Below are 25,924 nucleotides of genomic sequence, written 5' to 3'. Positions count from 1 at the left end.
CAATGTTCCATTTTAGAATGTCAGGTTTGCACCAAAAGAGAATGACCTGATAAATGGATAAGCATTTACTGTTGCCAATTCAGGATCGAAAGTGTCGGGCATTCCTGAGAATTCAAACAAGTTGTCTGCATTGAAATAAACTCTCAATTTGGAGATTTTAGCCTTTTCCGTGATGTATTTAGGAATAGTATAACCCAGCGCTAACTGTTTACAACGGATATAAGCACCATTCAGCATGAAGCGTGTCTGGTTTTCATTTACGGCAGAACCATTCAAGCGGGCACGTGGAAAGAATGCATCGCGGTTGTCTTCTCTCCAATAGTCATAATTCATCTTTTGGGGAACAGACCATTCAGATGTATAATGAGACAGATAGAATGTCTTCGACGGCATAATATCACGTTTCATAGTACCCTGGAAGAATAACGTGAAATCGAAGCCCTTATATTCGGCTGTACCACGGATACCGAAGTTATAACGCGGTGTTTCATTACCAATGATCTTCAGGTCACCTGAGTTGTTGGCTGTGTTTTCACCTCTTGTAACCTCTCCATCGCCATTCAGGTCAGCAAATTTAATATCACCCGCATATTGCGTGTAACCTACTATTTTTGACTGGTTCCATGAAGATGCTTCTTCGTCAGACTGAAATAAACCATCTGTGACAAATCCCCAGATTTCTCCCAGTTTCTTACCTTCATAATAATTGTCAGATAAGTTTTTTGTCGGATTATCATATTTGGTGATTTCGGCCTGGTAGTCGGATAAAGATAGTGTTGCACTATAAGCCAGACCGTTTTGTAAGGACGATTTCCATGTCAAAGCCACTTCCCAGCCACTCGTTCTTAAATCGGCTGCGTTCATTTGCGGTTCACTGGTACCGAGGATGGATGGCAATGTTTTCGATTTGGTCAGCATATCTTCTGTTGTACGAACATAGTAGTCGAATTCACCGGTCAACTTACTATCAAACATAGAGAAATTAAAACCTAAGTCCCACTGTTTCACAGTTTCCCATGTCAACTGGTCGCTAACTAACCCCGGAGCATATACGCCCATTTGTTTCTCTCCGTTGAACAAATAACCTACTTCACCTGTAGAATAGGTAGAAATATAGGGATAATAAGAAGCATAACCACCCTGGCTTAATACCTGGTTTCCTAAAGCACCGTAAGAACCTCTGATCTTGAAATCATTCACGATATGAGAGATCGGTTTCCAGAATTTCTCCTGTGAAAGTCTCCAACCTAATGAGAATGTCGGGAAAAATGCGAAACGATCGTCTTTCGGGAAGCGTGAAGAACCGTCGTAACGTCCGTTTACTTGTACCAGATACTTGTCGTCGTATGCATAGAACAAGCGGAAAAATGCACCACGGATAGCCCACTGGTTCATGTAGTCGGTTGTTGTACGATCGCCGGTTGCCAGATTCAAGAATGGAATATCATTTGCGATTAGGTTGTTTCTGCTCAGACCGACTCCTTTATAGGTTTGGTTTTCCTGGTTAAAACCGACCATTCCTTCGAAAGCATGTACTTTATTGAATTTTTTCTTATAAGTAGCATACGCATTGAATACATCATATTGTGATTCATTTTTTGTATATGATACCTGATTCGGAGAAGTATGCGGGAAGATCGAGCCCTGATTTCCATCCGCATCATAATCGATATATTCGCGAACATGGTTTTTGAAAGAATAGTTATAATAATTATATGTATAATCCACATTGATTTCCAGACCTTCCAGTGGGGTTAATTTGGCAAATGCCGTAGCATACATATTATTATTTCTCATTTCGGCATTACCACCCTGAGATAGCCAGGCTGCCTGGTTCGTGAAATAACCGTCACCGCAGTAACCAGCAAAATGTCCGTCCGGATGATAAACCGGCATTAACGGGCGGCTGTCGCCCGGAATCGTAGCTCCCAAAGAGTTATTTCCATATTTATTCTGAGGACCGGTGTTCATTTTTACCATTGATAAAGTAGCTCTCAATCCCACCTGTAACCAGTTGTTTACTTTGTAGTTTACATGTTGCAGTACGTTGAAACGTTTGTAATCTTCATCCGTCCATTTGGAGATACCGTCCTGCTGGAACATACCGGCTGAGGTCATGTATTTAGCTGTTTCGCTACCTCCCTGTACACTGATGTTGTACTGTTGCATCGGATAGCTTTTCTTATTCAATGCCTCATACCAGTCTGTATTTCCGCAATAACGGTATTTGCTGGCTGCGTCGTCCGGATGATGAAACACCGGAAGATTGTTATTCGGATCATTATAATATTTTTTGACATGCTCCATTGTGATGTCGTCAAAATAATTGCTACCGTTACTTGTCGTATTGGCATCATTCATCCACTGGGTATATTCCATTGAGTTCATATAATTAGCATGAACGGTTGGAACATTGATAGAATAGTTGGCGCTTAAAGAAACAACCGGCTTTTGTGAGACGAAACCTGTTTTAGTCGTGATTAAGATTACACCGAACGCAGCACGTGCTCCGTAAATAGAAGCCGATGCAGCATCTTTCAAAACAGTAACATCTTTTACATCCTGTGGATTAAGCAGGTTCGGGTCCATTTCGATACCGTCTACCAGAATAAGAGGTTCACCACCGGATAGGTTGGTTGTACCACGGATGTTAAATTTGGAGCCTGTTCCCGGCGCACCATTGGAAGAGGTAATGTTCAGGTTGGCAATGGTCCCCTGCAATCCGGCTCCCAGGTTGGTCAGCGGACGGTCTTCGATAACTTCCGAACCGACCGTTGCGACAGAACCTGTCAAGTCGGCTTTTTTCATTGTACCGTATCCTACAACAACTACTTCTTCCAGTGTTTCTGCATCTTCCTGAAGGATGATTTCCATTCTCTTGCTAGGGTTCGCCTTTACCTCCTGTTTGACATAACCGATAAAAGTGATAACCAGTGTGGAGCCTGATCGGGCATTGATCGAGAAGAGTCCGTCCACATCAGTCGTAGTACCATTGGTTGTTCCTTTCTCAACAATGTTGGCACCGATAACGGCATCTCCATTCGTATCGATAACTTTACCTTTGATAGTACTGTTTTGTTGCGGAGCAGCGGCCATATTCTGTTTACCGAGTACGATATGGTTCCCTTCTACAGAATATGTAATACCCGAATCAGCTAACAACTCTTTCAGAACTTTTGCAACTGGTTGATTTTTGGCTTTTAAAGATACCTTTTTGTTTACATTTACCTGATTGTTATAGATGAACAGATAATCTGTCTGATGTTCTATCTCGTTCAGGACCTTTTCCAGTTGAACATTTTTTTGGTTGATACTGACCCTTGCATTTTGTGAAAAGATATTATCCGCATAACTGTTGAGTATGCAGACCAAAAGCAGGAACGTCGTGATTCTCATAATTCTGAAAATTTTTAAGGGTCGCGGTGCCTGATATTTGCACCTCGACAAAGTGTTTCTTTTCATACTTTCTTTGATTTGAAATTAATAAATTAATAATTCGTTTGTGTCAATTGATGTCTGCCGGCTATTGCCCCCCAGCTTTCACCGGCATTACGGTTAACAAGTTTTTATCCCATAAGCATTTAATTTTTGGTGAAACATAGTGTTTAAATTATTTGATATAAATCATGTGATTGTCGTCATCGCGTTCGTAGGTAAACTTTATATCCTTCTGCAACACTCTCAGGGCATAATCGACGCCGTCTGTTTGCCTGAATTTGCCGGTATACAGGTATTTCTGTACCTGTGTGTTTGTGATATAGATGTTTATCCCATAGTATTTTTCAAAATCTTTCATGATCGAAGCGAATGTTTCTTTCTTGAAACAGATCAGCCCCTCCCTCCAGCGGTAAGAAGAATAATCGTCGACAGGCTTTACCCGTAATTTCCCATTATGCAGATAGGCTTTATTATGAGGGGTGAGTGTCAGGCTTTCTGTATCATCCGTCAGGGATGAGATCCTGACACTACCTTCCATCAATGTTGTTTCAAATATTTCGGTACCCGAATAAGAATCGACATCGAATTGGGTTCCCAGTACTTCTACATTGTATTTATTCGTTTGCACGATGAAAGGTTTGGTTTTGTCTTTCGCTACATCGAAGTAGGCTTCTCCATCCAGTTTGACCAAGCGTTCTTTTGAATTGAAGGTAATGGGATATTGGATTGTGGTACGTGCATTCAGCCAAACATTCGTTCCGTCCGCCAAAGTGATATTGATCCGCTGTCCTGCCGGGACCGTGATCGTTTGTAATGCTATAGGGGTTTCTTCCCTTTGCATTTCCTGGTAGATAAAACTCCCGCCAAGCGTAAGGGCAATGATGGATGCGATTTTGATCAACTCAGTTCTAAGAGAACTAAGGTCATTCAGTTTCTTCCGAAAGAAATTTAATTTTCATTCGGAAGAAACTGAAAAAGCTCTCGATAGAATAAAAAAAGACATAAAATGTAAAATATCTTTTTGCTATTACTGTACCGGGAAAATTGGATTTCTACCCCGTGTAAATGGAATTAGTATCGCGGGTAATATTTTTTAACGTATCAGAATTTTGTTAAAAGGGCTTTTTTTATATCACTCTGCAAAAGTGAAATAGTGCGTTTGAAAAGGAAAATTGATTTTATATTATTTTTTTCATTATTTTACTAGGGATATTTAGTTGTGAACTGCTATTAATATAGAAGGGTAATCCTAAACAACAGAAATGAACAAAGAAACATTATATAAATTTTTTGAAGGCAACGCATCTTTTGAAGAGGAAGTGGCTGTAAAACAGTGGATGGAAGAATCCACTGAGAACCGTCAGAGCTTTTTGAAAGAGCGAAAACTCTTTGATGCAATGTTGCTTTTAGGAAACGAGAAAGTTATAAAAGCCGGGAAGAAAAGATATTCAATAAACCTTAGTTCTCTTAGAACTGAGTTGATCAAAATCGCAGCCGTAATAGCGATCACTTTGGGGGGAAGCTATCTTTACCATCAGTATTCGTTTGAAAAAGAATTGATGGCAACGAATACAATCAGTGTTCCGGCAGGACAGCGGATCAATATGACTTTGACCGATGGTACGAATGTTTGGCTAAATGCCAGAACTTCACTTACCTATCCGGTAAAGTTCAGTAAAAAGAACCGTCAGGTGATATTGGATGGTGAGGCTTATTTCGAAGTGGCGAAAGACAAAACCAAACCCTTCATCGTACAAACGAATAAATACAATGTAGAAGTACTGGGAACTAAATTCGATGTGAATGCCTATTCCGAAACGGGAGAATTTGAAACAACATTGATGTCAGGTAGCGTAAGAGTAGCTTCCACCAGTGATCCGGCGCAGAAATTGACGTTGAAACCGAACAATAAGGTCTATTTACAGGACGGCGAATTGCATGTTTCCGTGGTAGACGATTTTAATCCTTACAGATGGAAAGAAGGACTGATTTGTTTTAAAAATGAATCGTTTACATCCATTATGAAAGATTTTGAAAAATATTACGGATTAACGATTCAGGTACGGAATAAAGAAGTACTTAAATACGTTTACACCGGTAAATTTCGTCAGACGGATGGCATAGATTATGCATTGAGAGTCTTGCAGAAGGATATAAAGTTTAGTTATCAACGGGATGATGAAAATCAGATAATCTACATAGAGTGAGAAGAATATAATATCATAATTTATTAACCTTAAAAAAGGAGCTTATGGAATATACATGAAAACAAAAAATGCCGGCAAACGCTGGGGGGCAATTACCGGCATTCAATCAACACAATTCAATTAAAAACTGTATTAACTTCAAATCATCAACAAAGGTATGAAAAAAAACTCTTTGTCGGGTAGGTATTATCCTAAATCCCCGCAACTTAAACAAATCTTTAGAATTATGCGAATCACCACATTCCTGTTATTAGTTTGTGTTTTTTGCTCTTTCGCGGAAAATACACATTCTCAGAATGCCCGGGTAAGTATTAGTAAACGTAATGCGCAACTGGACGAGGTTCTTAGCGAAATAGAGAATCAGACAGACTATTTGTTCATCTATAATAATCAGGTAGATGTAAACCGTAGAGTGTCAGTGAAAGCAAAGAACCAGCCTGTTTCAGCAGTACTCAGTGATATACTGAAAAACTCGGGTGTTAATTATGCAATGGAAGGTACTCATATCGTACTTACCAAGACAGGCGAAACTGCTGTCGCAGCGGCACAGCAGCAAGCCCGTAAAATTGACGGCACGATCCTCGACTCCAACGGCGATCCGATAATCGGAGCGAACGTCGTTGTAAAAGGAACTACCAACGGAACGGTTACGGATATAAACGGTGAATTTTCGATCGAAGCGGAAGCGGGTTCTACTTTGAATATTTCTTATATCGGTTATTTGACAAAAGAAATGCCGGTTGGAAATGAAACGAATATCCGTGTGGTATTGGTGGAAGATACCAAAGCGCTGGACGAAGTTGTCGTGATCGGATATGGTACTCAGAAGAAAGCTGACCTTACTGGTTCTGTTGCGAATATCAGCACGGAGAAACTGAGTACACAGAGTAATGTGAATATCGGCCAGGCACTTCAGGGCAAGATCGCCGGTGTGGATATCGTATCCCAGGGAGGTGCTCCGGGACAAAGTAGCCGTATCATGGTTCGTGGTATCGGAACGTTGAACAACGCCAATCCGTTATATATTGTAGATGGTATGTATATGAGCAGTATGGATCATCTGAATCCGAATGATATCGAGAGTATCGACGTATTGAAAGATGCTTCTTCTGCAGCTATTTATGGTTCGAGAGCCGCTAACGGTGTGATCATTGTCACAACCAAATCGGGTACGAACACGGAAGGTAAGCCGATTATCGATGCTTCCGCCAACATCGGTGTACAGACTCCTTCTAAATATCTTGATATGCTCGGTGCTAACGACTGGGCACGTCTGACAACTGTTTCCCGTGAAGCGATCGGAGCCAAGCCGCTGGAAATGGGAATAGACATGAAAGAAAATAATGATTGGCAGGATATTATGATGGGACCGGCACTGATGCAGAACTATAACCTGACAGTGCGTGGCGGAACGAAATACTTTACTTATTATACCGGTCTGGGGTATGTCAATCAGGACGGTACGATCAAGGGTACCAACTATGAACGCTACAATGCCCAGTTCAAATCTGAATATAAGAGAGGTTGGTTTACATTCGGTAATAATGTCGTGTTCAGTTCACAGCAGAACAATCCGTTGTATGGATTTGCCCGTGGCGGTTATCTGGGAATTATCCTCCAGTCGATTCCTTCTTTACAGCAATATGATCCGACCAACGAGAAGGGCGGCTATGGGAAAGTCTATGGCGATGCAACAGATATCCCGAACCCGCTGGGTATTCTGGACGAGAACTTGACCCGCAGAACCTGGGATTCGTACAACGCTTATATCAATCTGTATGCGGAGGTAAAATTGCCGTTGGGATTGAAATATCGCCTGAATGCAACGCCTGACTTCTCCTTTGAACGGAATACTTCTTACGAGAATATTTATGATTTCGGTTTGCGTAATAATGCGGTTTCCAATATGACCGAATATCGTTATCGTAAAAATAATTTCCTGATCGAGAACTTGTTGACATTCGATCAGACATTTGGGAAACATAAGATCAGCGCCTTGTTGGGATATTCTTACCAGAACTACCGTACACGTTATATCATGGCTTCCGGTAAAGGACTGCCCGAAGGAATAACGGAGGTCGGAGCGGCTACACAGGATCGTATGAATGATGCCTGGTCGAAAGAAAGTGCGTTGACTTCCATTATCTCCCGTGTTTTCTATTCGTACGATAATCGTTATCTGATCACTGCGACTTATCGTCGTGACGGTTCTTCTAAGTTTGCGAAAGAAAATCGCTACGGTCATTTCCCTTCCGTTTCTGTCGGTTGGAACGTGGCAGAAGAACATTTCATGGAAAATTCAAGAAGTTGGCTGGATCAGTTGAAGTTAAGAGGCGGTTACGGTATCCTGGGTAATCAGGAAATCGATGACTATATGTATACCAGCGTTGTAACTTCCAATATCAACTATCCTGACGGAAACGGTGGGGTGATCAGCGGTGCTTTCCCGAAAGATTTCGCTAGTCCGGCTATTAAATGGGAAGAAACAGAGATGACTAATATTGGTGTGGATCTGGCTTTCTTAAATTCGCGTTTGATGGTTACGGCCGATTGGTACCGCAAAAATACAAAAGATATTTTGCTGAAAGTTCCTATTCCTGTCTCTACGGGTGGTGCAAACGACCCTGTGCTTAATGCGGGGAAAATCAAGAATACCGGTGTAGAATGGACCGTAGGCTGGAATGATGCGCCTTCAAAAGACTTTGCCTATGGCGTAACGTTTACAGGAAATGCAATGAAGAATGAAGTGGTTGCAATGGGTACTGCCAACGGGGTGATCGAGGGTGGAACAAACCGTACGAATGTTCCGACAACCAGAACATTGGCCGGATATCCGATCGGTGGTTTCTGGCTGATTCCGACAGAAGGTATTTTTCAGAACCAGGCGGAAATCGATGCGTATGTGAAAGACGGTAACCTGATCCAGCCGAATGCAAAACCAGGGGATATCCGTTTCAAAGATTCTAATAACGACGGAAAGATCACGGATGACGATCGTGAATATTGCGGCAGTCCGTTCCCGAAAGTAACATTGGGATTGAACTTCAATGCAAGCTATAAGGGTTTTGACCTGTTGTTGGGAATGCAGGGTGTTTTCGGTAATAAAATTTATAATGGTACGCGCCTGGAACTGGAAGGAGTGAACAAAGGTACAAACTTCCTGGCTACTACACTGGATTATTGGACACCGGAGAATACAGGAGCTTCGCATCCGCGTCTGGTATGGGATGACCCGAATCAGAATACCCGTCCGCAGAGTGACCGCTTCCTGGAGAACGGTTCATTCTTCCGCTTGCGTAATGTGCAGTTGGGATATACATTCCCTAACCGCTTGTTCCAGGATAAAATTCAGAAATTACGTGTGTATGTCAATGCTGAAAATCTGTTTACGATTACCGGATATAGTGGTTATACACCCGATATCAACAATAGCGACAATGCAACATCACGCGGTTTCGATAATTTCGTTTATCCGACAAACAGAGTCTTTATGCTGGGACTTAATCTTACATTCTAAAATACCATATAGTTATGAAAACAATAAAATTAATCATATTCGTATTTATTGCCGTTGCATTAAACAGTTGTGAAGGCAAGCTGGATCTGACTAATCCGAACAAGCCGACCGGTGCTACATTCTGGAAGACGGAAGCCGACTTTAAGCAGACGATGGCTTCCTGTTATACTCCGTTGAAAAACTGGAACGGCGGTTACTATGGAACCCGCGGACTGATGACTCGTATTTCCCGTGCCGACGATATCGAATTTCGTAATGATATCGCTGATATCTATTCGATGCACCGTTTTACGAACGACCCGAACAATTCGGTGGCACATAATATCTTCTATCAGTTCTATAATGCTATCTATCGTGCAAATTCTATTTTGCAGGAAATCGAAGGAAAAGATTTTCCGGAAGATTTTATAAAGAAGACCCGCGGTGAAGCTTTATTTATCAGAGGCATGTATTATTTCCAACTGGCAAAAGAGTTTGGAGATGTGCCTTTGAGATTGGAAGCATCCCAGGATCCGGTGACATTCCAGTTGGCCAAGTCGAGCCAGGCGGATGTTTATGCACAGGCGGCAAAAGATTTTATTGAGTCGGCCAATTTACTTCCTGTATCGAATGATAAGGGAAAACCGACAAAAGGTACGTCTTATGCTTATTTGGGTAAATTGTATGTATATACAGAGAAATGGCAGGATGCTAAAAATACCTTGGAACCATTGACAAAAGCACCTTATACTTATAAGTTAGTCGATGATTTTACCTGGAATTTTGATGAGGAACATGAAAATAATGCGGAAAGTATTTTTGAGATCCTGTATGAACCGGTCGGCGGATCTGACCAGTGGGATAATGGCGAAACGGCCAACTCGGCACAGTCTACCACTATCGCAGTTGAATATGCGGCCGGTGCTGTAGGCGGATGGTTTGAAGCTAAACCGACACAGAAAATGATGGATATTTTCCTGCAGGAAAAAGCGGCTAATGGCGAGTACGATTATCGTGCTCTGACATCTGTCGCCTGGAATTATCCGGGATGTATGTATTATATGAAACCTATTCAGGAGGTACTATCCGGTGACGATCTGAATTCCTATTGGATTCTTAAATATCAGAACTCCAAAACCCGTGAACAGGAAGTGGAAACAATTCCTTCTTATATCAATGAACGGGCTATGCGTTTTGCGGATGTGATCCTTCTGCTGGCAGAATGTGAACTGAACCTGAACAATACGGCACAAGCTATCAGTTATATCGATCAGATCCGTACCCGTGGCGGTAACCTGCTTCCTTATTCCGGTAAAACCGATGCGGCATCAGTTAAGAATGAGTTGGTTCATCAACGTGCTATCGAGTTCTTTAAGGAAGGGGAGCGTTTCTACGATCTTCGTCGTTGGGGATTACTGGAACAGGAATTGAAATCGCAGGATCCGATCCGTTTCGCCAGCTTCCAGAAGCGTCATTATTATTTACCGATCCCGGCTAAAGAAATACAGACGAATTTACTATGTACTCAAAATAGCGACTGGTAATAAATTGTATATTATAAAGATAAGGCCGTTACCGTTTGGCGACGGCCTTATTTGTCTCTGATCATTAATGTAAAAATAGATTGTATGAAATATAACAGTGTAATCGCGCTAATAACCGCGGGCTTTTGCCTGGCTGTACAAGGTTATGCGCAATCAGTGAATGGCGTAACACATTCCGGACAGTCTACCGGTCAACCGCCTTTCCCCGTGACATCTTATATGGAATTACCGAATCCGGCCGTGACAAACCTCGACTTGTGGGAAAAAGTGAAAGGGACGAAAGTCAGTTGGGGGTCGACGGATATCCGTTACAAGAAAGAAGAACCGGCTCCGGTGGGATCGATAAAAAAGGAAATAGCATTAACTGCCTGGAAAGGGGAACGTGTCGCTTCACAATTTGTTGTCTGGGGGGATCAGCCGCTCACAGATCTTTCTTTTTCGGTAAGTGACCTGGTTTATAAAAATGGAAAATACACAATCGGCAATAGTCGGCTCTTATGCGGTTTTGTCCGTTATGTCATGACAGATGAATTGAATAAGGATGGAAAAGGAGGATGTGGCGACCGTCCTGATGCGGCTGCTTTCGATTCGTCGCTTGTAGCAGATCCGATAGACCATCTGACGCATACTTTGTCTTTACCTGCCCGGTGTACACAAGGCGGATGGGTGCGTGTATGGGTTCCTCAGGAAAGTCTGCCCGGCCTTTATGAAGGGACAGTGACTGTAAAAGACGGGGAAAAAATATTGGAGACTTTAGCTTTGACCGTACAGGTGAAAGATCGTACCTTGCCTCTGCCGTCCGATTGGTCGTACCATCTCGACCTGTGGCAGAATCCGTATGCCATAGCCCGTTATCATCAGGTGGAACCCTGGAGTGACGCTCATCTGGAATGTATGCGTCCGTATATGGAAATGTACCGGCAGGCTGGCGGTACAGTTATTACTGCCTCTATCATGCATAAGCCCTGGAACGGACAAACCTATGACTATTTCGAGTCTATGGTTACATGGATGAAGAAAATGGATGGTAGCTGGTCTTTCGATTATGCCGTATTCGATCGTTGGATCGGATTTATGATGAATGTCGGTATCACTCAGGAGATAAATTGTTATTCGATGGTGCCGTGGCGGCTTTCTTTTCAATATTTCGACCAAGCAACCAATAGTCTGAAACAGTTGGATACGAAACCCGGAGATCCGGAATATGAGAAGGTGTGGGTCGCTTTACTCAAATCATTTGCAGCTCATCTGAAGGAAAAAGGATGGTTTGATATTACACATATATCGATGGATGAACGCCCTATGTCTGTCATGCAGGAAACATTGAAAGTAATCCGTAAAGCTGATCCTGATTTCAAGGTATCTCTGGCAGGAGCTTTGCATGAAGAATTGTCGGACGATCTGGACGATTACTGTGTAGCTTTACGGATGAAATACTCCGAAGAAACGAAGAAAAAACGTCGGGAGGAAGGAAAGATAACGACTTTCTATACGAGTTGTGAAGAACCGCGTCCAAATACGTTCACCTTCAATCCGCCTGCCGAATGTGAGTGGTTCAGCTGGTATGCGGCAAAAGAGGATCTCGACGGTTATTCCCGTTGGGCGCTCAACAGTTGGGTGATCGAGCCGTTGCTGGATAGTCGTTTTTATGCCTGGCCGGGTGGCGATACCTATCTGATCTATCCGGGCGCAAGAACTTCCATGCGTTATGAACGTTTGATAGCCGGGATACAGGCTTTTGAAAAGATAAGAATATTGAAAAAAGAATTTAAGGCTTCTGGAAATCAACGGGCGATAAAGAAGATAGAGAAAACGCTGGGGCGGTTCGATGAAAATACATTGGAGACTATTCCTGCCGCTGTGGTCATAGAGGAGGCGAATAAAATAATTAATAGTTTTTGATCTTATTAAAATAGCAGAATAGAGGGGATAGTTTATAAGCTTTCCCCTTTTTTCTTTGCTCAAGTATGCGTATAAAAAACGGAAGGCTCTATTTATTTACGGAAAATTTTCCTATGTTTGTAAAAGACATTTAGGGACGGGAGACTTCGGAGTACCTTAAGTATGATATTTGGTAAATAGTAGGAATGGATAGAGGAATTGAAGAAAAATACTTGAAAGAACTTGTAAAAGGTAGCCGTAAAGCCTTTGAAGCTATTTATATGATCTATGCTCCTCGTGTGGAATATTTTTTGCGTGGCCTGCTGAAAAATGATCTTGAAGCCGAAGATATAACACAAGATATATTTTATAAAGTATGGAGTAATCATGAAACGATAGCCCAGGTGGATTCATTTAAGTCTTACTTGTTCCGCATGGCGAAGAATGCTGTATATAACCACTATTCCCATCTTCTGATAAAAGAAAATTATATCGAAATTCAAAAGAACATACAACCATATGAGGATTTGGTAGAAGAGAAAATTTATGCGGAAGATCTGGAGTTGCTGATCATAATGTCAATCGAGAAAATGCCCCCTCAGAGAAAGAAAATATTTAAAATGAGTAGGTTGGAGAACTTATCTAATGATGAAATTGCAACACTATTGAATATAAGTAAACGTACTGTCGAGTCTCATATTTCACAGGCTCTGGCTGATTTAAGAAAACTGCTTGTCCTGTACGTAATAACTTTTCTGTAGGATAAAATGATTTTTTTTTGATTAGGGACACCGTGTGCTCGGCGTCTTAGCTGTCTTATATATGTAACACCGATTAAAATGAAGACAAATTATATAAATTCCGTAATAACGAAATTTTTCGGTAATGATATGCCGAAAGATATTCAGGCTCGTTTCCAGCATTGGTTCCTGCAACCGGAAAATATGTTGGAGAAAGAAGAGGTGCTTCATGAGATCTGGAGTGAGATAGATGTGAAAGCGGATGATACGACACGCCGGAAATTTGTTCAGTTGAATACTCGTATCGATGTCGTTCAGGGAAGGAACAAGCAGTATGCACTAAAGAGAGTAGCAGCTGTTGCCGCTGTATTCCTGTTGCTGATAGGGACGAGTTGGTTGACCTGGAACCTGAAAGACAGGCAGGAAGCGGAGTCTTTTTATATTGTAGAAGCTCCGTTAGGTGAAAAAAGTAAACTGACATTACCCGACGGAACAATAGTCTGGTTGAATGCCGGATCGCAGTTGACATATTCCAATTACTTTAATAAGAATAACCGGAATGTTACGCTGAACGGAGAAGGATATTTTGAAGTGACTAAACAGGGAGGGAAAGAGTTTGTCGTTAATTCTGCCGGATGCGGGGTACATGTCAAAGGGACGGTATTCAATGTAAAAGCTTATCGGGAAGATCCGACAATGGAAGTCCGCCTTTATGAAGGTTCTGTCTGTTTATCCACACCTTCGATCGATGAAGAGGATGGGATTTATATGGAGCCGGGTGAAAAAGTCAGCTATGATAAAACGACTAATGCCATTAAGAAAGACAAATTATTGCATTTGGATAACCTGTCATGGAAAGATGGATATTACCATTTTACAGACAATTCGCTGGAAGAAATTTCTGCGGAACTGGAACGTGTTTTCGATGTCCGTATAAAAATAGAGGATGCTGATATAGGGCAGCATAAGTATCATATATCGTTTGTAAATCAAGAAACGTTGCCTGAAATGCTGGATGCGATCAACAATGATAAAAAGTTGATCATAACGTATAACAGGGATACGGTCGAGATAAGGAAGAGAAAATAAATATTCAATTTATTTAATAGAAATACTAGTATTAAGCTGAAGCGTACGGTCGGCTGACGGATATTTCTATGCATGAATGTAAACTTTGTATAAACAATTAAATTAATTAACATGAGAACAAGACAGTCCTTTTATGAAAAACCGCTTCTACTGTTTTTCCTGTTGATGATCTTTGTTTCTTCTACAGTGATGGCACAAGGTGCCGAAAAGATTTCGATGAAGTTGACAAATCTCACGATAGAACAGGTGTTGGAACAGATCACGAAACAAAATGGCTATTCGTATGTGATAAAAAGCTCCGAGCTGGATATGCAGAAAAAGACTTCTGTGGATGTCACGGACGAATCGATCAAAGATGTTCTTTATAAGGTGTTTGAAGGGCAGCCGGTTTCGATCGAGATTGTAGGTAAGAGTATCCGTATTTCTAAAGAAAGCCGGAGTGTTTCTGCAGGGAGTTCACAAAAGAAAGTGGTAAAAGGTGTTGTTACCGATGAAAATAACCAGCCGTTGGCAGGTGTGAATGTCGTTGAGCAAGGAACAACCAATGGTACGATCACAGATATGAACGGGAACTACTCTCTTGAACTGAGTGATCCGAATGCTGTTCTGCAATTTTCTTTTATCGGTTCGAAAACGATCATGCAGAAAGTCGGTAACCAGACTTCGATCAATGTCGTTTTGCAGGAAGATTCGCAGACATTGAGTGAAGTGGTAGTTGTCGGTTTCGGTACACAGAAAAAAGTGAATTTGACGGGATCGGTTTCGACGGTTGCATCGAAGGCGTTGGAGTCGAGACCTGTTATGAATGTGAGTCAGGCGCTCCAGGGGTTGGTTCCGGGTTTGAACTTTTCATATGCAGGCTCCGGGAACGGTGGTGAGCTGAACAATGAAATGAAACTGAATATCCGTGGTGGCGGTACGATCGGCGACGGTTCTAAATCATCTCCGTTAGTACTGATCGATGGGATGGAAGGCGATATGAATGCGTTGAATCCTCAGGATATCGAAAGTGTTTCAGTATTGAAAGATGCAGCAGCTTCCTCTATCTACGGATCGAGAGCACCTTTCGGGGTTATATTGATCACGACTAAAAAAGGAACGGCCGGGAAAATCGCCGTGAACTATAACAATAGTTTCCGTTGGTCTTCAGCGATCAATACTCCTGATATTGCCGATTCATACACGTATGCCCAGTATTTTAACCGGGCTGCAGAAAATATGGGAGAAACCGGACGCTTTACACCGGAATGGCTGGAACGTATTAAAGCGTATCAGGAAGGAACTTTCCTTCCGACAACTGTTCCCGACCCCAATAATCCGAGTCGTTGGGACTGGCAGGGTAACTCTAATAATGACTGGTATGACATTTATTTTAATAATGCCGCTTTTTCACAGGAGCATTCAGTAAGTGCCAATGGCGGAAGTGAAAAGTATCAGTTCTATGTGTCTGCTAATTACCTGGACCAGAGTGGTCTCCTGAAGTTCAATACAGATAAGATGCAACGTTATACGGTTACCGGTAAGATCAATGCCAAGCCGACGGACTGGTTGAGCTTTAATTATAGCTCTAAGTTTATCCGTAATGATTACAAGAAACCGTCTTCTGTGGATGATAATGTGTTCTATCACAATATCGCAAAACGCTGGCCTATGGAACCTTTCCTCGATCCTAACGGACATGGAATGAGTATGGCGGAAGGATTGTTGCAAGGCGGTGATTATAAGACTCAGAAAGATAATCTGTACCAGCAATTCCAGTTGATCCTGGAACCGATCAAAGATTGGAAGATCTTCGGAGAACTGAATTACCGGACTACGACGGAGTTCTTGCATAAAGATGTAAATCCTGTAACCAAATATGATGTAAGTGATAATCCGTGGACAAATCCGGCAGAGCAATCATCCGTGCTGGAACAGGCTACCAAGAATAACTTCTTCAATCCGAACGTTTATTCGGAATATTTCAGAGAGTTCAACGAAGGTCATGCCTTGAAGGTCATGGTCGGTTTTCAGGCGGAACTTAATAAATACAGGGAGTTAGGTGCATCGAGAACAGATATGATCACCTCCAATTTACCGACGTTGAATACATCGACCGGTACTGATAAGATTACAAAAGGGGGATATAGCCATTGGGCTACAGCCGGTTTTTTCGGCCGTATCAATTACAACTATAAAGAACGCTATTTGCTGGAAGTAAATGCCCGTTATGACGGTACTTCCCGTTTTTCAAGAGATCACCGATGGAATGTATTCCCTTCCGTTTCTGCCGGTTGGAATGTAGCGCGTGAAGCATTCTGGGAACCTTATTCCGATATTGTAAATAATTTGAAGTTGAGAGGCTCATGGGGTGAATTGGGTAATCAGAACACAACAAACCTGTATCCTTATTATCAGTTACTCAAATTTGCGGCGAATGATGCTGATAGTCATTGGTTACTGAATGGGGTAAAGCCGAATACGGCTAATGCGCCGGATTTGATTTCCGCCTTATTATCCTGGGAAACAATGCGCTCCTGGAATATAGGTATCGATGTAGGTGCATTGCAGAATCGCTTGACTTTCAGTTTTGATTATTTCAACCGTAAAACGTTGGATATGGTTGGACCGGCACCGGAACTACCTGTGATCCTGGGTGCTACTGTTCCTAAAACGAATAATGCCGACATGGAATCGAAAGGTTTTGAACTGGATGTGGCCTGGAGAGACCAGATTGGCAAAGTAAGTTACGGTGCACATATTATGCTGTCGGACGACCGTCAGCGGGTAACCCGTTATTCGAATCCGACCGGAACCCTGAATACCTGGTATGAGGGACAATATGCCGGAGAAATATGGGGATATGTGACTCATGGTATTGCAAAAACAGACGAAGAAATGCAGAGCTGGCTTGCGAACCACAAACAATCGTTTGGTAATAACTGGGCAGCCGGTGATGTCATGTACGAAGATCTGAACGGTGACGGCGAAGTGAATGAAGGCAGTAATACGATTACGGATCCGGGAGATAAGAAAATAATCGGAAATTCGAGTCCGCGTTATAAATTCGGTATCGATCTGGATGCCTCCTGGAAAGGATTTGATATCCGTATGTTTTTCCAGGGTGTAGCTAAAAGAGACTATTGGTTGGGTGACAACATGTTCTGGGGTGCAAGTGGCGGATTATGGCAGAGCACCTGTTTTACGGATCACCTGGACTTCTTCCGTTCGGAAGGAGATGAGTGGGGAGCTAATCCGAATGCTTATTTCCCGCGCCCGATACTGGATGGCGGAAAGAACCAGAAAAAACAGACTCGCTATTTGCAGAATGCTGCTTATTTGCGTATGAAAAACCTGCAAATAGGTTATACATTACCTGCACATCTGACAAGTAAAGCCGGCTTATCGAAATTAAGGATCTTCCTCTCTGTAGAGAACTTATTTACGATCAGTGGCTTACCTGATAGCTTTGATCCTGAAACATTAGGATCAGGATATGGAAACTGGAACGGTTCGGTAACAGAATCTGCCAAATCATATCCTTTGTCGAGAACTGTCTCAACCGGATTAAGTGTAACCTTTTAAATAGTAATATAATATGAAACTGAAATATATCTTACCCGTATTGATAAGTGCGTTTTCCATGACATCATGTAATGATTTCCTGGACAGGGAACCGCTGGACAATATTACGCCTGAAGCTTTTTTCTGGAGCGAAAGCGATCTGGCTGCCTATACGATCAAACAATATAGTTTTACTACACATGACGGCTGGAATCTGGGTACATGGAAAAATGATAACGATACCGATAATCAGGTGACAGGTTCTTTCAACAGCCGTTGGGTTCCTGGCGAATGGAGAGTGAACGAATCTTTTTCTACCCGGGGTGACGATCCGTGGAATTTCGATAAAATAAGGAATCTGAATTATTTCCTTGAAATAGCGGTACCCCGCTGGAAAAACGGTGAAATAAACGGGACGGAAACCAATATCAAACATTATATCGGGGAGGCTTATTTTATGCGTGCCTGGCAGTATCTGAGCAAACTTCAGACATTGGGTGATTTTCCGATTGTCCGTAACACGTTGCCGGACGAACAACAGGCTTTGACGGAAGCCAGTTACCGGCGTCCGAGAAATGAAGTAGCCCGCTTTATTATTTCTGATCTGGATTCTGCGATCATGCTGATGAACAATAGCCCGGTCGGAGGTAAAAACCGGATTACCCGTAATGCCGCTTTATTGGTAAAATCGAGAGCAGCGCTCTTTGAAGCAAGTTGGGAAACTTACCATAAAGGGACGAACCGCGTTCCCGGTGGACCTGGTTGGCCCGGAGCTTCTACTGCTTATTTGAAAGATTATACAATTAATATCGATAGTGAAATCTCTTATTTCCTGGATGAGGCGATGAAAGCAGCTGAGGAGGTGGCCGATAATGTTTCTTTGACCATGAATAATTTCGGAGAAAAGCTGGATAATCCGTATTATGCACAGTTTGCTGCGGAAAATATGGAAGGATATGAGGAGATATTACTCTGGCGGGCTTATGATATGGAATATAAGGAGAAGCATTCAGCCGGTTATTATTTGCAGCGTGGAGGAGGAAATTCAGGTTTTACCAGGGATTTCGTGGAAACATTCCTTTGTGAGGATGGCCTTCCGATTTATGCTTCTTCCAAATATGTGGGTGATAATACGATCGCAGATGTGAAGGCGAACCGTGATTTCCGTTTGCAATTGTTTATGAAAGAGCCGGGCGAGTTGTTGAGTGAGTTGTCAGATGTCGATACATTCGGGTATCCGGATATTCTGGCCAAACAGGAGGTTCGTGCCGTAACCGGTTATTGCCTGCGTAAGGGGATGCCGCATACATGGTATCGTGACGGGGATTATTGTGTGGAAGGGTCACATGTATTCCGTGCGGTAGAAGCCTATCTTAATTATATCGAGGCTTCTTGCATGAAGAACGGCGGAAACAGTATCGACAGCAAAGCGGATTCTTACTGGAAAGCTATTCGTGAACGTGTAGGTCTTCCGGTGAGTTATCAGCAGACAGTAGCTGCTACCGACCTGGCAAAGGAAAAGGACTGGGCTGTATATTCCGGTGGTCAGCCTGTTTCTAAATTACTGTACAATATCCGTCGTGAACGTCGTTGTGAATTAATGGAAGAAGGCTTCCGTATGAACGATCTGAAACGCTGGAGAGCATTAGACCAGGTAAAAAATTATCAGGTGGAAGGTTTCAAATTGTGGGGACCTATGCAGCATGAATATGTGGATAATCAGGGAAATTCGACTTTGATACCGGAAGGTACGGAAGGGAAGACGGCTAATGTTTCCAGCCAGAAGAACAGTGTCTATTTACGTCCTTACCAGATCATTAAAACGTCCAACCTTGTTTACGACGGATATAATTGGTGTGATGCTCATTACCTGAGTCCGATCGCCATGCAACATTTCCGCATTACGGCTACTGATCCTGAAAACGGAGAAACTTCTGTGATCTATCAGAACCCGGGATGGCCGTTGAAAGCAAATGCCGGTGCAATAGGTTATTGATAAATAGGAATAAAAATAGGATTTAATTAAGACCAGTTTGGTGAGAAGCATTTATTTGCCGGATTACCAAACTGGTTTTTTATTGAGTAATTTGCATAAAATAGAAAGTGTATGATCAAATATTGTGTATTGATTTTTGTTGCATTATTTGCGTTTGGCCATCTGTTGCAGGCTCAATTGAGTGAACCGTTGCCATTTATGACTCCTTCTTCTCCGGTAGCAGCGAGAATAGTAGACTATGAGATGAAAGATACAGTGACTGCTCCGGCAGCATTAATCCGTCTGCCGAACCGTAAAATAGCCTATATGGTCCGGCAGAATGGTCGGTTGGCTCCATTTTTCCTGAAAGCGATAGAGACTGGGTATTGGGATACCCGTTATGAAAAAGAGACAAATTATGATTCTGTCTTTGCTGATATGAAGGAGATGGGAGCTAATACCGCTTATGTGATGTTGCATTGGGAAGATATCGAACCGGCGGATAACCGGTTTGACTACCGTTTTGCCGATGAAATTGTTGCAGCAGCTCAAAGGCAGGAATTGAAAATCGGTTGGGTTTTGTTTTTACATGCACAGAAGGAGAGAGTGCCGACCCTCAATCCCGAAACGGCCTGGACATTTCATCTGGACGACAGGGATTCTTCCAATTATACGATGCAATGGGTGAAACGGGATGGCGTACTTTATTCGAATATCCGGGATATACTGACCTACGGTGTCCGTCCCCTTCATGTATATGGTCATAAGGAGGTTTTTTACCGGATAAGAAGAATGCTTTATAATTTGGCTGTCCATTATAAAGATGATGAGACCGTTATTGGGGTACAACTGGGAAATGAGGAAGGTTTCAGTTTTCTGGATGAAAGTGATTTCAATCCGGTAACGGCTGAATTATTTAAAGAGTGGAAACTGAAAACCAACAAAATAGATTATGCACAGTTTAAAAAGGAGGCCATCGACTGGTGGTGGCAACAATTTACTTCCGCTTACCATGAAGGAGATCCGTATAAGATATTATCTTTCAACCTGGATGCCGGACAGGCTGAGGCCGGTGATCCGGAGCGTGTCCGAATGACAGGAACGAGTGCGGCTACCTATGCGGACGGAAACCTGGATGCGATCGGTACGATGTTTTATAAAAACTGGGGGTATAAAGCGATAGCAGGGATCGATCATCGCTATAATGATTCGTATAATTATAAACTGCCCATATTGATCCCTTCTGAGATCGGTATAGGACATTTCAATACATCTGTCAATTTCCGTCACTTTGTAATTCATACCCTGGAAAGGGCGGCGCAGGGTTTTGGGGTCTACTGTTACGGGGAAGTAAGGAAAGAACTGATGGAATTGAAACTGGTCAGGGATGATCTTGTCCGGATGTTTGAAGCCATATCTCGGAATGAGGATATTATTTATGAAGGATTACCGGGGCCGGGATTTGTGCGTTGTGAGGTCGGTATTCCAGGTGTACAGGTCAGCCATTTGAATGTAGATGGCCGGGAGACTTTGGCGATGGTTTATTTTCCGGAAGCAAAATCTTTTGCGGACAGTGAATTAGTTTCTATGGAAACTTTGAAAATTAAACTGGATTGTACGGCCCGGGTATCGGGAACCTATAAGATTCAGGTTTATAAGAATGGAGAAAATATAAATGATCTTTCTATTTCGTTACAGGAAGCTGATTCTGAGTCGATGGAAATTAAGGATGTGAGAAAAGAAGATATTCTTTTTATCTCGGTCCGGGAACATTTTCCTTTGAACTAGACGGATTTGAATTCTTATATCATTCTATATGGTCTAAATAACGTATCTTTGGGTTGAAAAATAACATTAGATTTAAAATAACTGTAAGAAATGAAAACACAACTCGTATTATGCATAGGCGGAACTTTGTTGACCGGATTTTCTGCCTGTAAAAAAGAAGCACCGGCGGAGGGGAGGCCTGTGAATGTTATCTATATCCTGGCTGATGACCTGGGCTACGGAGATATAGGCTGTTACGGACAGCAAAAGATCAAGACTCCTAATATCGACAGGATGGCACAGGAAGGTATGTTGTTTACCCAGCATTATGCCGGTTGTACGGTTAGTGCCCCTTCCCGTTGTTCCTTGATGACGGGATTGCATACCGGTCATTCGCAGATTCGCGGCAATAAAGAGATCAAACCGGAAGGACAGCAACCGATGACTGAAGATACTTATACTTTGGGGAAACTGATGAAATCGGCAGGTTATACGACCGGGATTTTTGGTAAATGGGGACTGGGCTATCCCGGTTCGACCTCTGTTCCGGCAAATATGGGGTTCGATGAGTTTTTCGGTTATAACTGCCAGCGTCAGGCACATTCTTATTATCCGGATCATCTGTGGCATAACAACGACATTGTATCTCTGCACGAGAACGATAATGAAGGAAGAAAGATCTATTCACAGGATTTGATCCATGAACAGGCTTTAAAGTTTATCCGGGATAATAAGGATAAACCTTTCTATGCAATGCTTACTTACACCTTACCGCATGCGGAATTGAATTTGCCGCATGATTCTATTTATCAAATGTATGAAAATGCATTTGAAGAAGTCCCTTATGATGGGAAGATGGGATATCATCCGTCGGAAAAACCTTATGCTTCCTTTGCCGCTATGGTCACGAGACTGGATAAATATGTCGGTGATGTGATGGCAGAGTTGAAAGAACTGGGGCTGGATAAGAATACAATTGTTATTTTTACCAGCGATAATGGTCCTCACAGGGAAGGTGGTGCAAATCCTGATTATTTCCGGAGTTACGGTCCGCTGAAAGGTGTAAAAAGGGATGTTTACGAAGGAGGTATCCGGGTGCCGATGATAGCCTGGGGGCCTGAAAAGATCAAAGCTGGCGTGAAAAGTGAGCATATCAGTGCATTCTGGGATGTAATGCCGACCTTGGCAGAGCTGACAGGGGTAACCTTACCGGAGGCTGGCGACGGAATCTCTTTTCTGCCAACCTTATTGTCGGAAGGGGAACAGAAGCAACACGATTATTTATATTGGGAATTTCATGAACTGAATGGGCGCGAAGCTTTACGCAGTGGAAACTGGAAACTGATCCGTCAACCGGTTGTTGGCGAAACCATCCTGGAACTCTATGATTTGAGTTCAGATATCCATGAGGATAATAACCTGTCTCAGCAGAATCCGGAGAAAGTGAAAGAATTGGAAGTGTTAATGGACGGTGCACGTACAGAATCACCATTATTTAATTTCGGAAGATAAAGAACAAACTAAAATACAAATGAGAAAATTAATTGGTTATATTTTATTAAGTCTGATCTGCCTGCCGGTATTGGCTGCTTATCAACCTGAGTTTTCAACAGCCGGTTTCTTCCGGATGAAAAACTCCGGACGTGACGTTTATTCCATGAATCCGGCATGGCGATTTTACAAAGGGGCTGCTGAGGGGGCGGATGCGAAAGAGTTTAATGATAAAGACTGGACAGTCGTATCTTTGCCGCACGGTATTGAATACCTACCGACAGAAGCTAGTGGTTGCATTAACTATCAGGGGGAAGTGTGGTATCGTAAGCATTTTACACCCGATGCAGCTTTGAAAGGAAAGAAACTCTTCCTGCATTTTGAAGCGATTATGGGGAAAAGTAAAGTCTTCGTAAACGGAAAACTGCTGACGGAACATTACGGAGGTTACCTGCCGGTCATAGTCGATGTGACAGACGCATTAGACTGGAGCGGTGAGAATGTGATTGCCGTATGGACAGACAATAGCGACGATCCGTCCTATCCTCCCGGAAAAGCACAGGATGTATTGGACTATACCTATTTCGGGGGTATCTATCGTGACTGCTGGCTGGTGTCTCATAATAATATTTTTATAACCGATCCGAATTATGAAAATGAAATAGCTGGAGGAGGTTTATTTGTCGCTTTCGATAAGGTTTCAGATACATCTGCTGAGGTTTTGCTGCAATTGCAGGTACGTAACGAGACGAAGAAAGCGTTTACAGGTGTGGTAGAATACGAATTGCAGCAACCGGACGGTAAACAGGTTGCTTTTCTGAATGATAAAGTGAAGATCAAACCGGGCAAAACTGTAACCAGCTCCGATAAACTGTTGGTACAGCAACCGATGTTATGGACACCCTCTACACCGACCTTATATAACTTATTGGTGCGTGTGCGTGACGAACAAGGGAATGTGATTGACGGTTATCGTCGCCGTATCGGTATCCGTAGTATCGAGTTCAAAGGAAAAGACGGTTTCTGGCTGAACGGTAAACCGTATGAGAAGCCGTTGATCGGAGCGAACCGCCATCAGGACTTTGCCGTTGTCGGCAATGCGGTTGCCAACAGTATTCATTGGCGGGATGCAAAAAAGCTGAAAGATGTCGGCATGGAAGTGATCCGTAATGCCCATTGCCCGCAAGATCCCGCCTTTATGGATGCCTGCGACGAGCTGGGATTGTTCGTGATCGTCAATACGCCGGGTTGGCAATTCTGGAACGATGCACCCGAATTTGCGCAACGTGTCTATAGCGATATCCGTAATCTGGTGCGCCGTGACCGTAACTATGCTTGTGTCTGGTTGTGGGAACCGATCCTGAATGAGACCTGGTATCCGGCTGACTTTGCCAAGAATACTAACGATATCGTACATGCTGAATATCCTTACCCATCCTGCTATTGCGGTAGTGACAGTGAGGCACGTGGTCACGAAGTCTTTCCGGTACTTTTTGCTCATCCTCAGAATGCAGATAAGGAATGGGCGATAAAAGAATTGGATCCGTCGAAAACCTATTTTACCCGCGAATGGGGAGATAATGTGGATGACTGGAATTCGCATAACTCCCCTAGTCGTGTTGCCCGTAACTGGGGGGAACAGGCGATGTTGATACAGGCGCAGCATTATGCTTCACCTTCCTATCCTTATACCAGTTATGATGCGTTGTTTCAGACTTCCCGTCAGCATGTAGGCGGTTGCCTCTGGCATTCGTTCGATCATCAGCGCGGTTATCATCCCGATCCTTTTTACGGAGGTATCATGGATGTGTTCCGTCAGCCCAAGTATTCATACTATATGTTCAAGGCTCAACGTCCGCCTGTTAAAAGCGACCTGATCGCAGAATCTGGGCCGATGGTATTTATTGCCAATGAAATGACTCCGTTCTCAGGTAAAGATGTCGTGGTTTATTCCAACTGTGATGAGGTACGTCTGACCTTTAATAAAGATGGTAAAACATCCACTTATAAGAAAGACAAGGGACGGCAAGGAATGCCGTCGCCGGTAATCACTTTCCCCGGTATGTATGATTTTATGGTAGACAAGGCTCTGTCGAGAGACAGGAAACAGGAGGATGTCTATTTACTGGCAGAAGGTCTGATAGATGGAAAAGTGGTTGCTACCCATAAAGTAACGCCTGCCCGCCGCCCGGAGAAACTGTTGCTCTGGGTAGATAACGAGGGTACGAACCTGGAGGCAAACGGCTCTGACTTTGTAACAGTAGTTGCAGCTATTGCCGATAAACAAGGTAACATTAAGCGTTTGAACAATTATTTCATCAAGTTCCATATCGAAGGTGAAGGGCGTATCTTGGGAAGTGCCGATATTATGGCGAATCCGGCTCCGGTGAAATGGGGAACTGCCCCGGTTCTGGTACAGTCTACCTTGAAACCCGGGAAGATCAAAGTGATGGCCAGTGTTCTGATGGAAGGCTCCCAGATGCCGATCAGTGCAGAGCTTGAACTGGAAAGTACTTCGGCTGTTTATCCGTTAGTCTATAATCAATCGGAAGCCGTTCTTATACCTCTGACTGTAACCGGTAAAACAGATGTACAAATGAGCAAATCATCAGCCGAACGTGAAGTAGAACGTCTTCAGAAAGAACTGAATGCTTTGAAACTGAAGGAGGTTGAAAGACAGCAGACCGAATTTGGAGAAAAGAGGTAATTGATATAAAGTATGAAATTTATCAAAAGTTTGCCTTAATTTTGTA

13 protein-coding genes are annotated in these 25,924 nt (G+C 42.8%); 11 read left to right on the top strand and 2 right to left on the bottom strand.

The window, feature by feature from the left end; all coding sequences use genetic code 11:
* Window positions 1-12: 12 nt before the first annotated feature.
* Window positions 13-3,396, bottom strand: a complete 3,384-nt coding sequence (locus DWX23_RS05170) for a TonB-dependent receptor (protein ID WP_122356910.1) — start codon at window positions 3,394-3,396, stop codon at window positions 13-15.
* A gap of 214 nt (window positions 3,397-3,610) precedes the next feature.
* Window positions 3,611-4,279 (bottom strand): FecR family protein, encoded by a 669-nt coding sequence (locus tag DWX23_RS05165; RefSeq protein WP_122373927.1) that lies wholly within the window; start codon window positions 4,277-4,279, stop codon window positions 3,611-3,613.
* A 421-nt stretch (window positions 4,280-4,700) separates the two neighbouring features.
* On the opposite strand from DWX23_RS05165, the gene DWX23_RS05160 reads away from it, so the two are divergent.
* From DWX23_RS05160 to DWX23_RS05110, 11 genes are all read left to right on the top strand, one after another.
* A complete protein-coding gene (locus tag DWX23_RS05160) occupies window positions 4,701-5,645 on the top strand; it encodes a FecR family protein (RefSeq protein ID WP_122356912.1) in 945 nt (314 codons plus the stop codon).
* Between the two features lie 157 nt (window positions 5,646-5,802).
* Window positions 5,803-9,162 carry a TonB-dependent receptor gene (locus DWX23_RS05155; RefSeq protein WP_199673227.1) on the top strand — a complete coding sequence of 1,120 codons (3,360 nt, stop codon included), beginning with the start codon at window positions 5,803-5,805 and terminating at the stop codon, window positions 9,160-9,162.
* A 14-nt stretch (window positions 9,163-9,176) separates the two neighbouring features.
* On the top strand, window positions 9,177-10,685 hold the full coding sequence (locus DWX23_RS05150) for a RagB/SusD family nutrient uptake outer membrane protein (protein WP_122373679.1): 1,509 nt from the start codon (window positions 9,177-9,179) through the stop codon (window positions 10,683-10,685).
* A gap of 84 nt (window positions 10,686-10,769) precedes the next feature.
* Entirely contained in the window at window positions 10,770-12,587 is a 1,818-nt protein-coding gene (locus DWX23_RS05145; RefSeq protein ID WP_122373678.1) for a glycoside hydrolase domain-containing protein, read from the top strand.
* Window positions 12,588-12,772: 185 nt separating this feature from the next.
* Entirely contained in the window at window positions 12,773-13,327 is a 555-nt protein-coding gene (locus DWX23_RS05140; RefSeq protein WP_122373677.1) for an RNA polymerase sigma-70 factor, read from the top strand.
* 78 nt (window positions 13,328-13,405) lie between these two features.
* Window positions 13,406-14,395, top strand: a complete 990-nt coding sequence (locus DWX23_RS05135) for a FecR family protein (RefSeq protein WP_122373676.1) — start codon at window positions 13,406-13,408, stop codon at window positions 14,393-14,395.
* A 111-nt stretch (window positions 14,396-14,506) separates the two neighbouring features.
* Complete coding sequence (locus tag DWX23_RS05130) at window positions 14,507-17,959, top strand: TonB-dependent receptor (protein ID WP_122373675.1); 3,453 nt, start codon at window positions 14,507-14,509, stop codon at window positions 17,957-17,959.
* Between the two features lie 13 nt (window positions 17,960-17,972).
* Window positions 17,973-19,934, top strand: a complete 1,962-nt coding sequence (locus DWX23_RS05125) for a RagB/SusD family nutrient uptake outer membrane protein (RefSeq protein ID WP_122373674.1) — start codon at window positions 17,973-17,975, stop codon at window positions 19,932-19,934.
* Between the two features lie 111 nt (window positions 19,935-20,045).
* Complete coding sequence (locus tag DWX23_RS05120; RefSeq protein ID WP_122373673.1) at window positions 20,046-21,701, top strand: hypothetical protein; 1,656 nt, start codon at window positions 20,046-20,048, stop codon at window positions 21,699-21,701.
* 90 nt (window positions 21,702-21,791) lie between these two features.
* Complete coding sequence (locus tag DWX23_RS05115; RefSeq protein WP_122373672.1) at window positions 21,792-23,192, top strand: arylsulfatase; 1,401 nt, start codon at window positions 21,792-21,794, stop codon at window positions 23,190-23,192.
* Between the two features lie 19 nt (window positions 23,193-23,211).
* Window positions 23,212-25,878 (top strand): glycoside hydrolase family 2 TIM barrel-domain containing protein, encoded by a 2,667-nt coding sequence (locus DWX23_RS05110; RefSeq protein ID WP_122373671.1) that lies wholly within the window; start codon window positions 23,212-23,214, stop codon window positions 25,876-25,878.
* Window positions 25,879-25,924: the final 46 nt, after the last annotated feature.

The sequence above is a fragment of the Parabacteroides sp. AF18-52 genome, assembly GCF_003479145.1.
Lineage (GTDB): Bacteria > Bacteroidota > Bacteroidia > Bacteroidales > Tannerellaceae > Parabacteroides > Parabacteroides faecis.
Note: the sequence above shows the minus strand (reverse complement) of the source record. Positions and strands in the feature narration are given on the sequence as shown.

Coding starts and splice junctions, on each gene's coding strand:
- DWX23_RS05170 (WP_122356910.1), bottom strand. CDS start 3,396: ATGAGAATCACGACGTTCCTGCTTTTGGTCTGCATACTCAACAGTTAT.
- DWX23_RS05165 (WP_122373927.1), bottom strand. CDS start 4,279: ATGCAAAGGGAAGAAACCCCTATAGCATTACAAACGATCACGGTCCCG.
- DWX23_RS05160 (WP_122356912.1), top strand. CDS start 4,701: ATGAACAAAGAAACATTATATAAATTTTTTGAAGGCAACGCATCTTTT.
- DWX23_RS05155 (WP_199673227.1), top strand. CDS start 5,803: ATGAAAAAAAACTCTTTGTCGGGTAGGTATTATCCTAAATCCCCGCAA.
- DWX23_RS05150 (WP_122373679.1), top strand. CDS start 9,177: ATGAAAACAATAAAATTAATCATATTCGTATTTATTGCCGTTGCATTA.
- DWX23_RS05145 (WP_122373678.1), top strand. CDS start 10,770: ATGAAATATAACAGTGTAATCGCGCTAATAACCGCGGGCTTTTGCCTG.
- DWX23_RS05140 (WP_122373677.1), top strand. CDS start 12,773: ATGGATAGAGGAATTGAAGAAAAATACTTGAAAGAACTTGTAAAAGGT.
- DWX23_RS05135 (WP_122373676.1), top strand. CDS start 13,406: ATGAAGACAAATTATATAAATTCCGTAATAACGAAATTTTTCGGTAAT.
- DWX23_RS05130 (WP_122373675.1), top strand. CDS start 14,507: ATGAGAACAAGACAGTCCTTTTATGAAAAACCGCTTCTACTGTTTTTC.
- DWX23_RS05125 (WP_122373674.1), top strand. CDS start 17,973: ATGAAACTGAAATATATCTTACCCGTATTGATAAGTGCGTTTTCCATG.
- DWX23_RS05120 (WP_122373673.1), top strand. CDS start 20,046: ATGATCAAATATTGTGTATTGATTTTTGTTGCATTATTTGCGTTTGGC.
- DWX23_RS05115 (WP_122373672.1), top strand. CDS start 21,792: ATGAAAACACAACTCGTATTATGCATAGGCGGAACTTTGTTGACCGGA.
- DWX23_RS05110 (WP_122373671.1), top strand. CDS start 23,212: ATGAGAAAATTAATTGGTTATATTTTATTAAGTCTGATCTGCCTGCCG.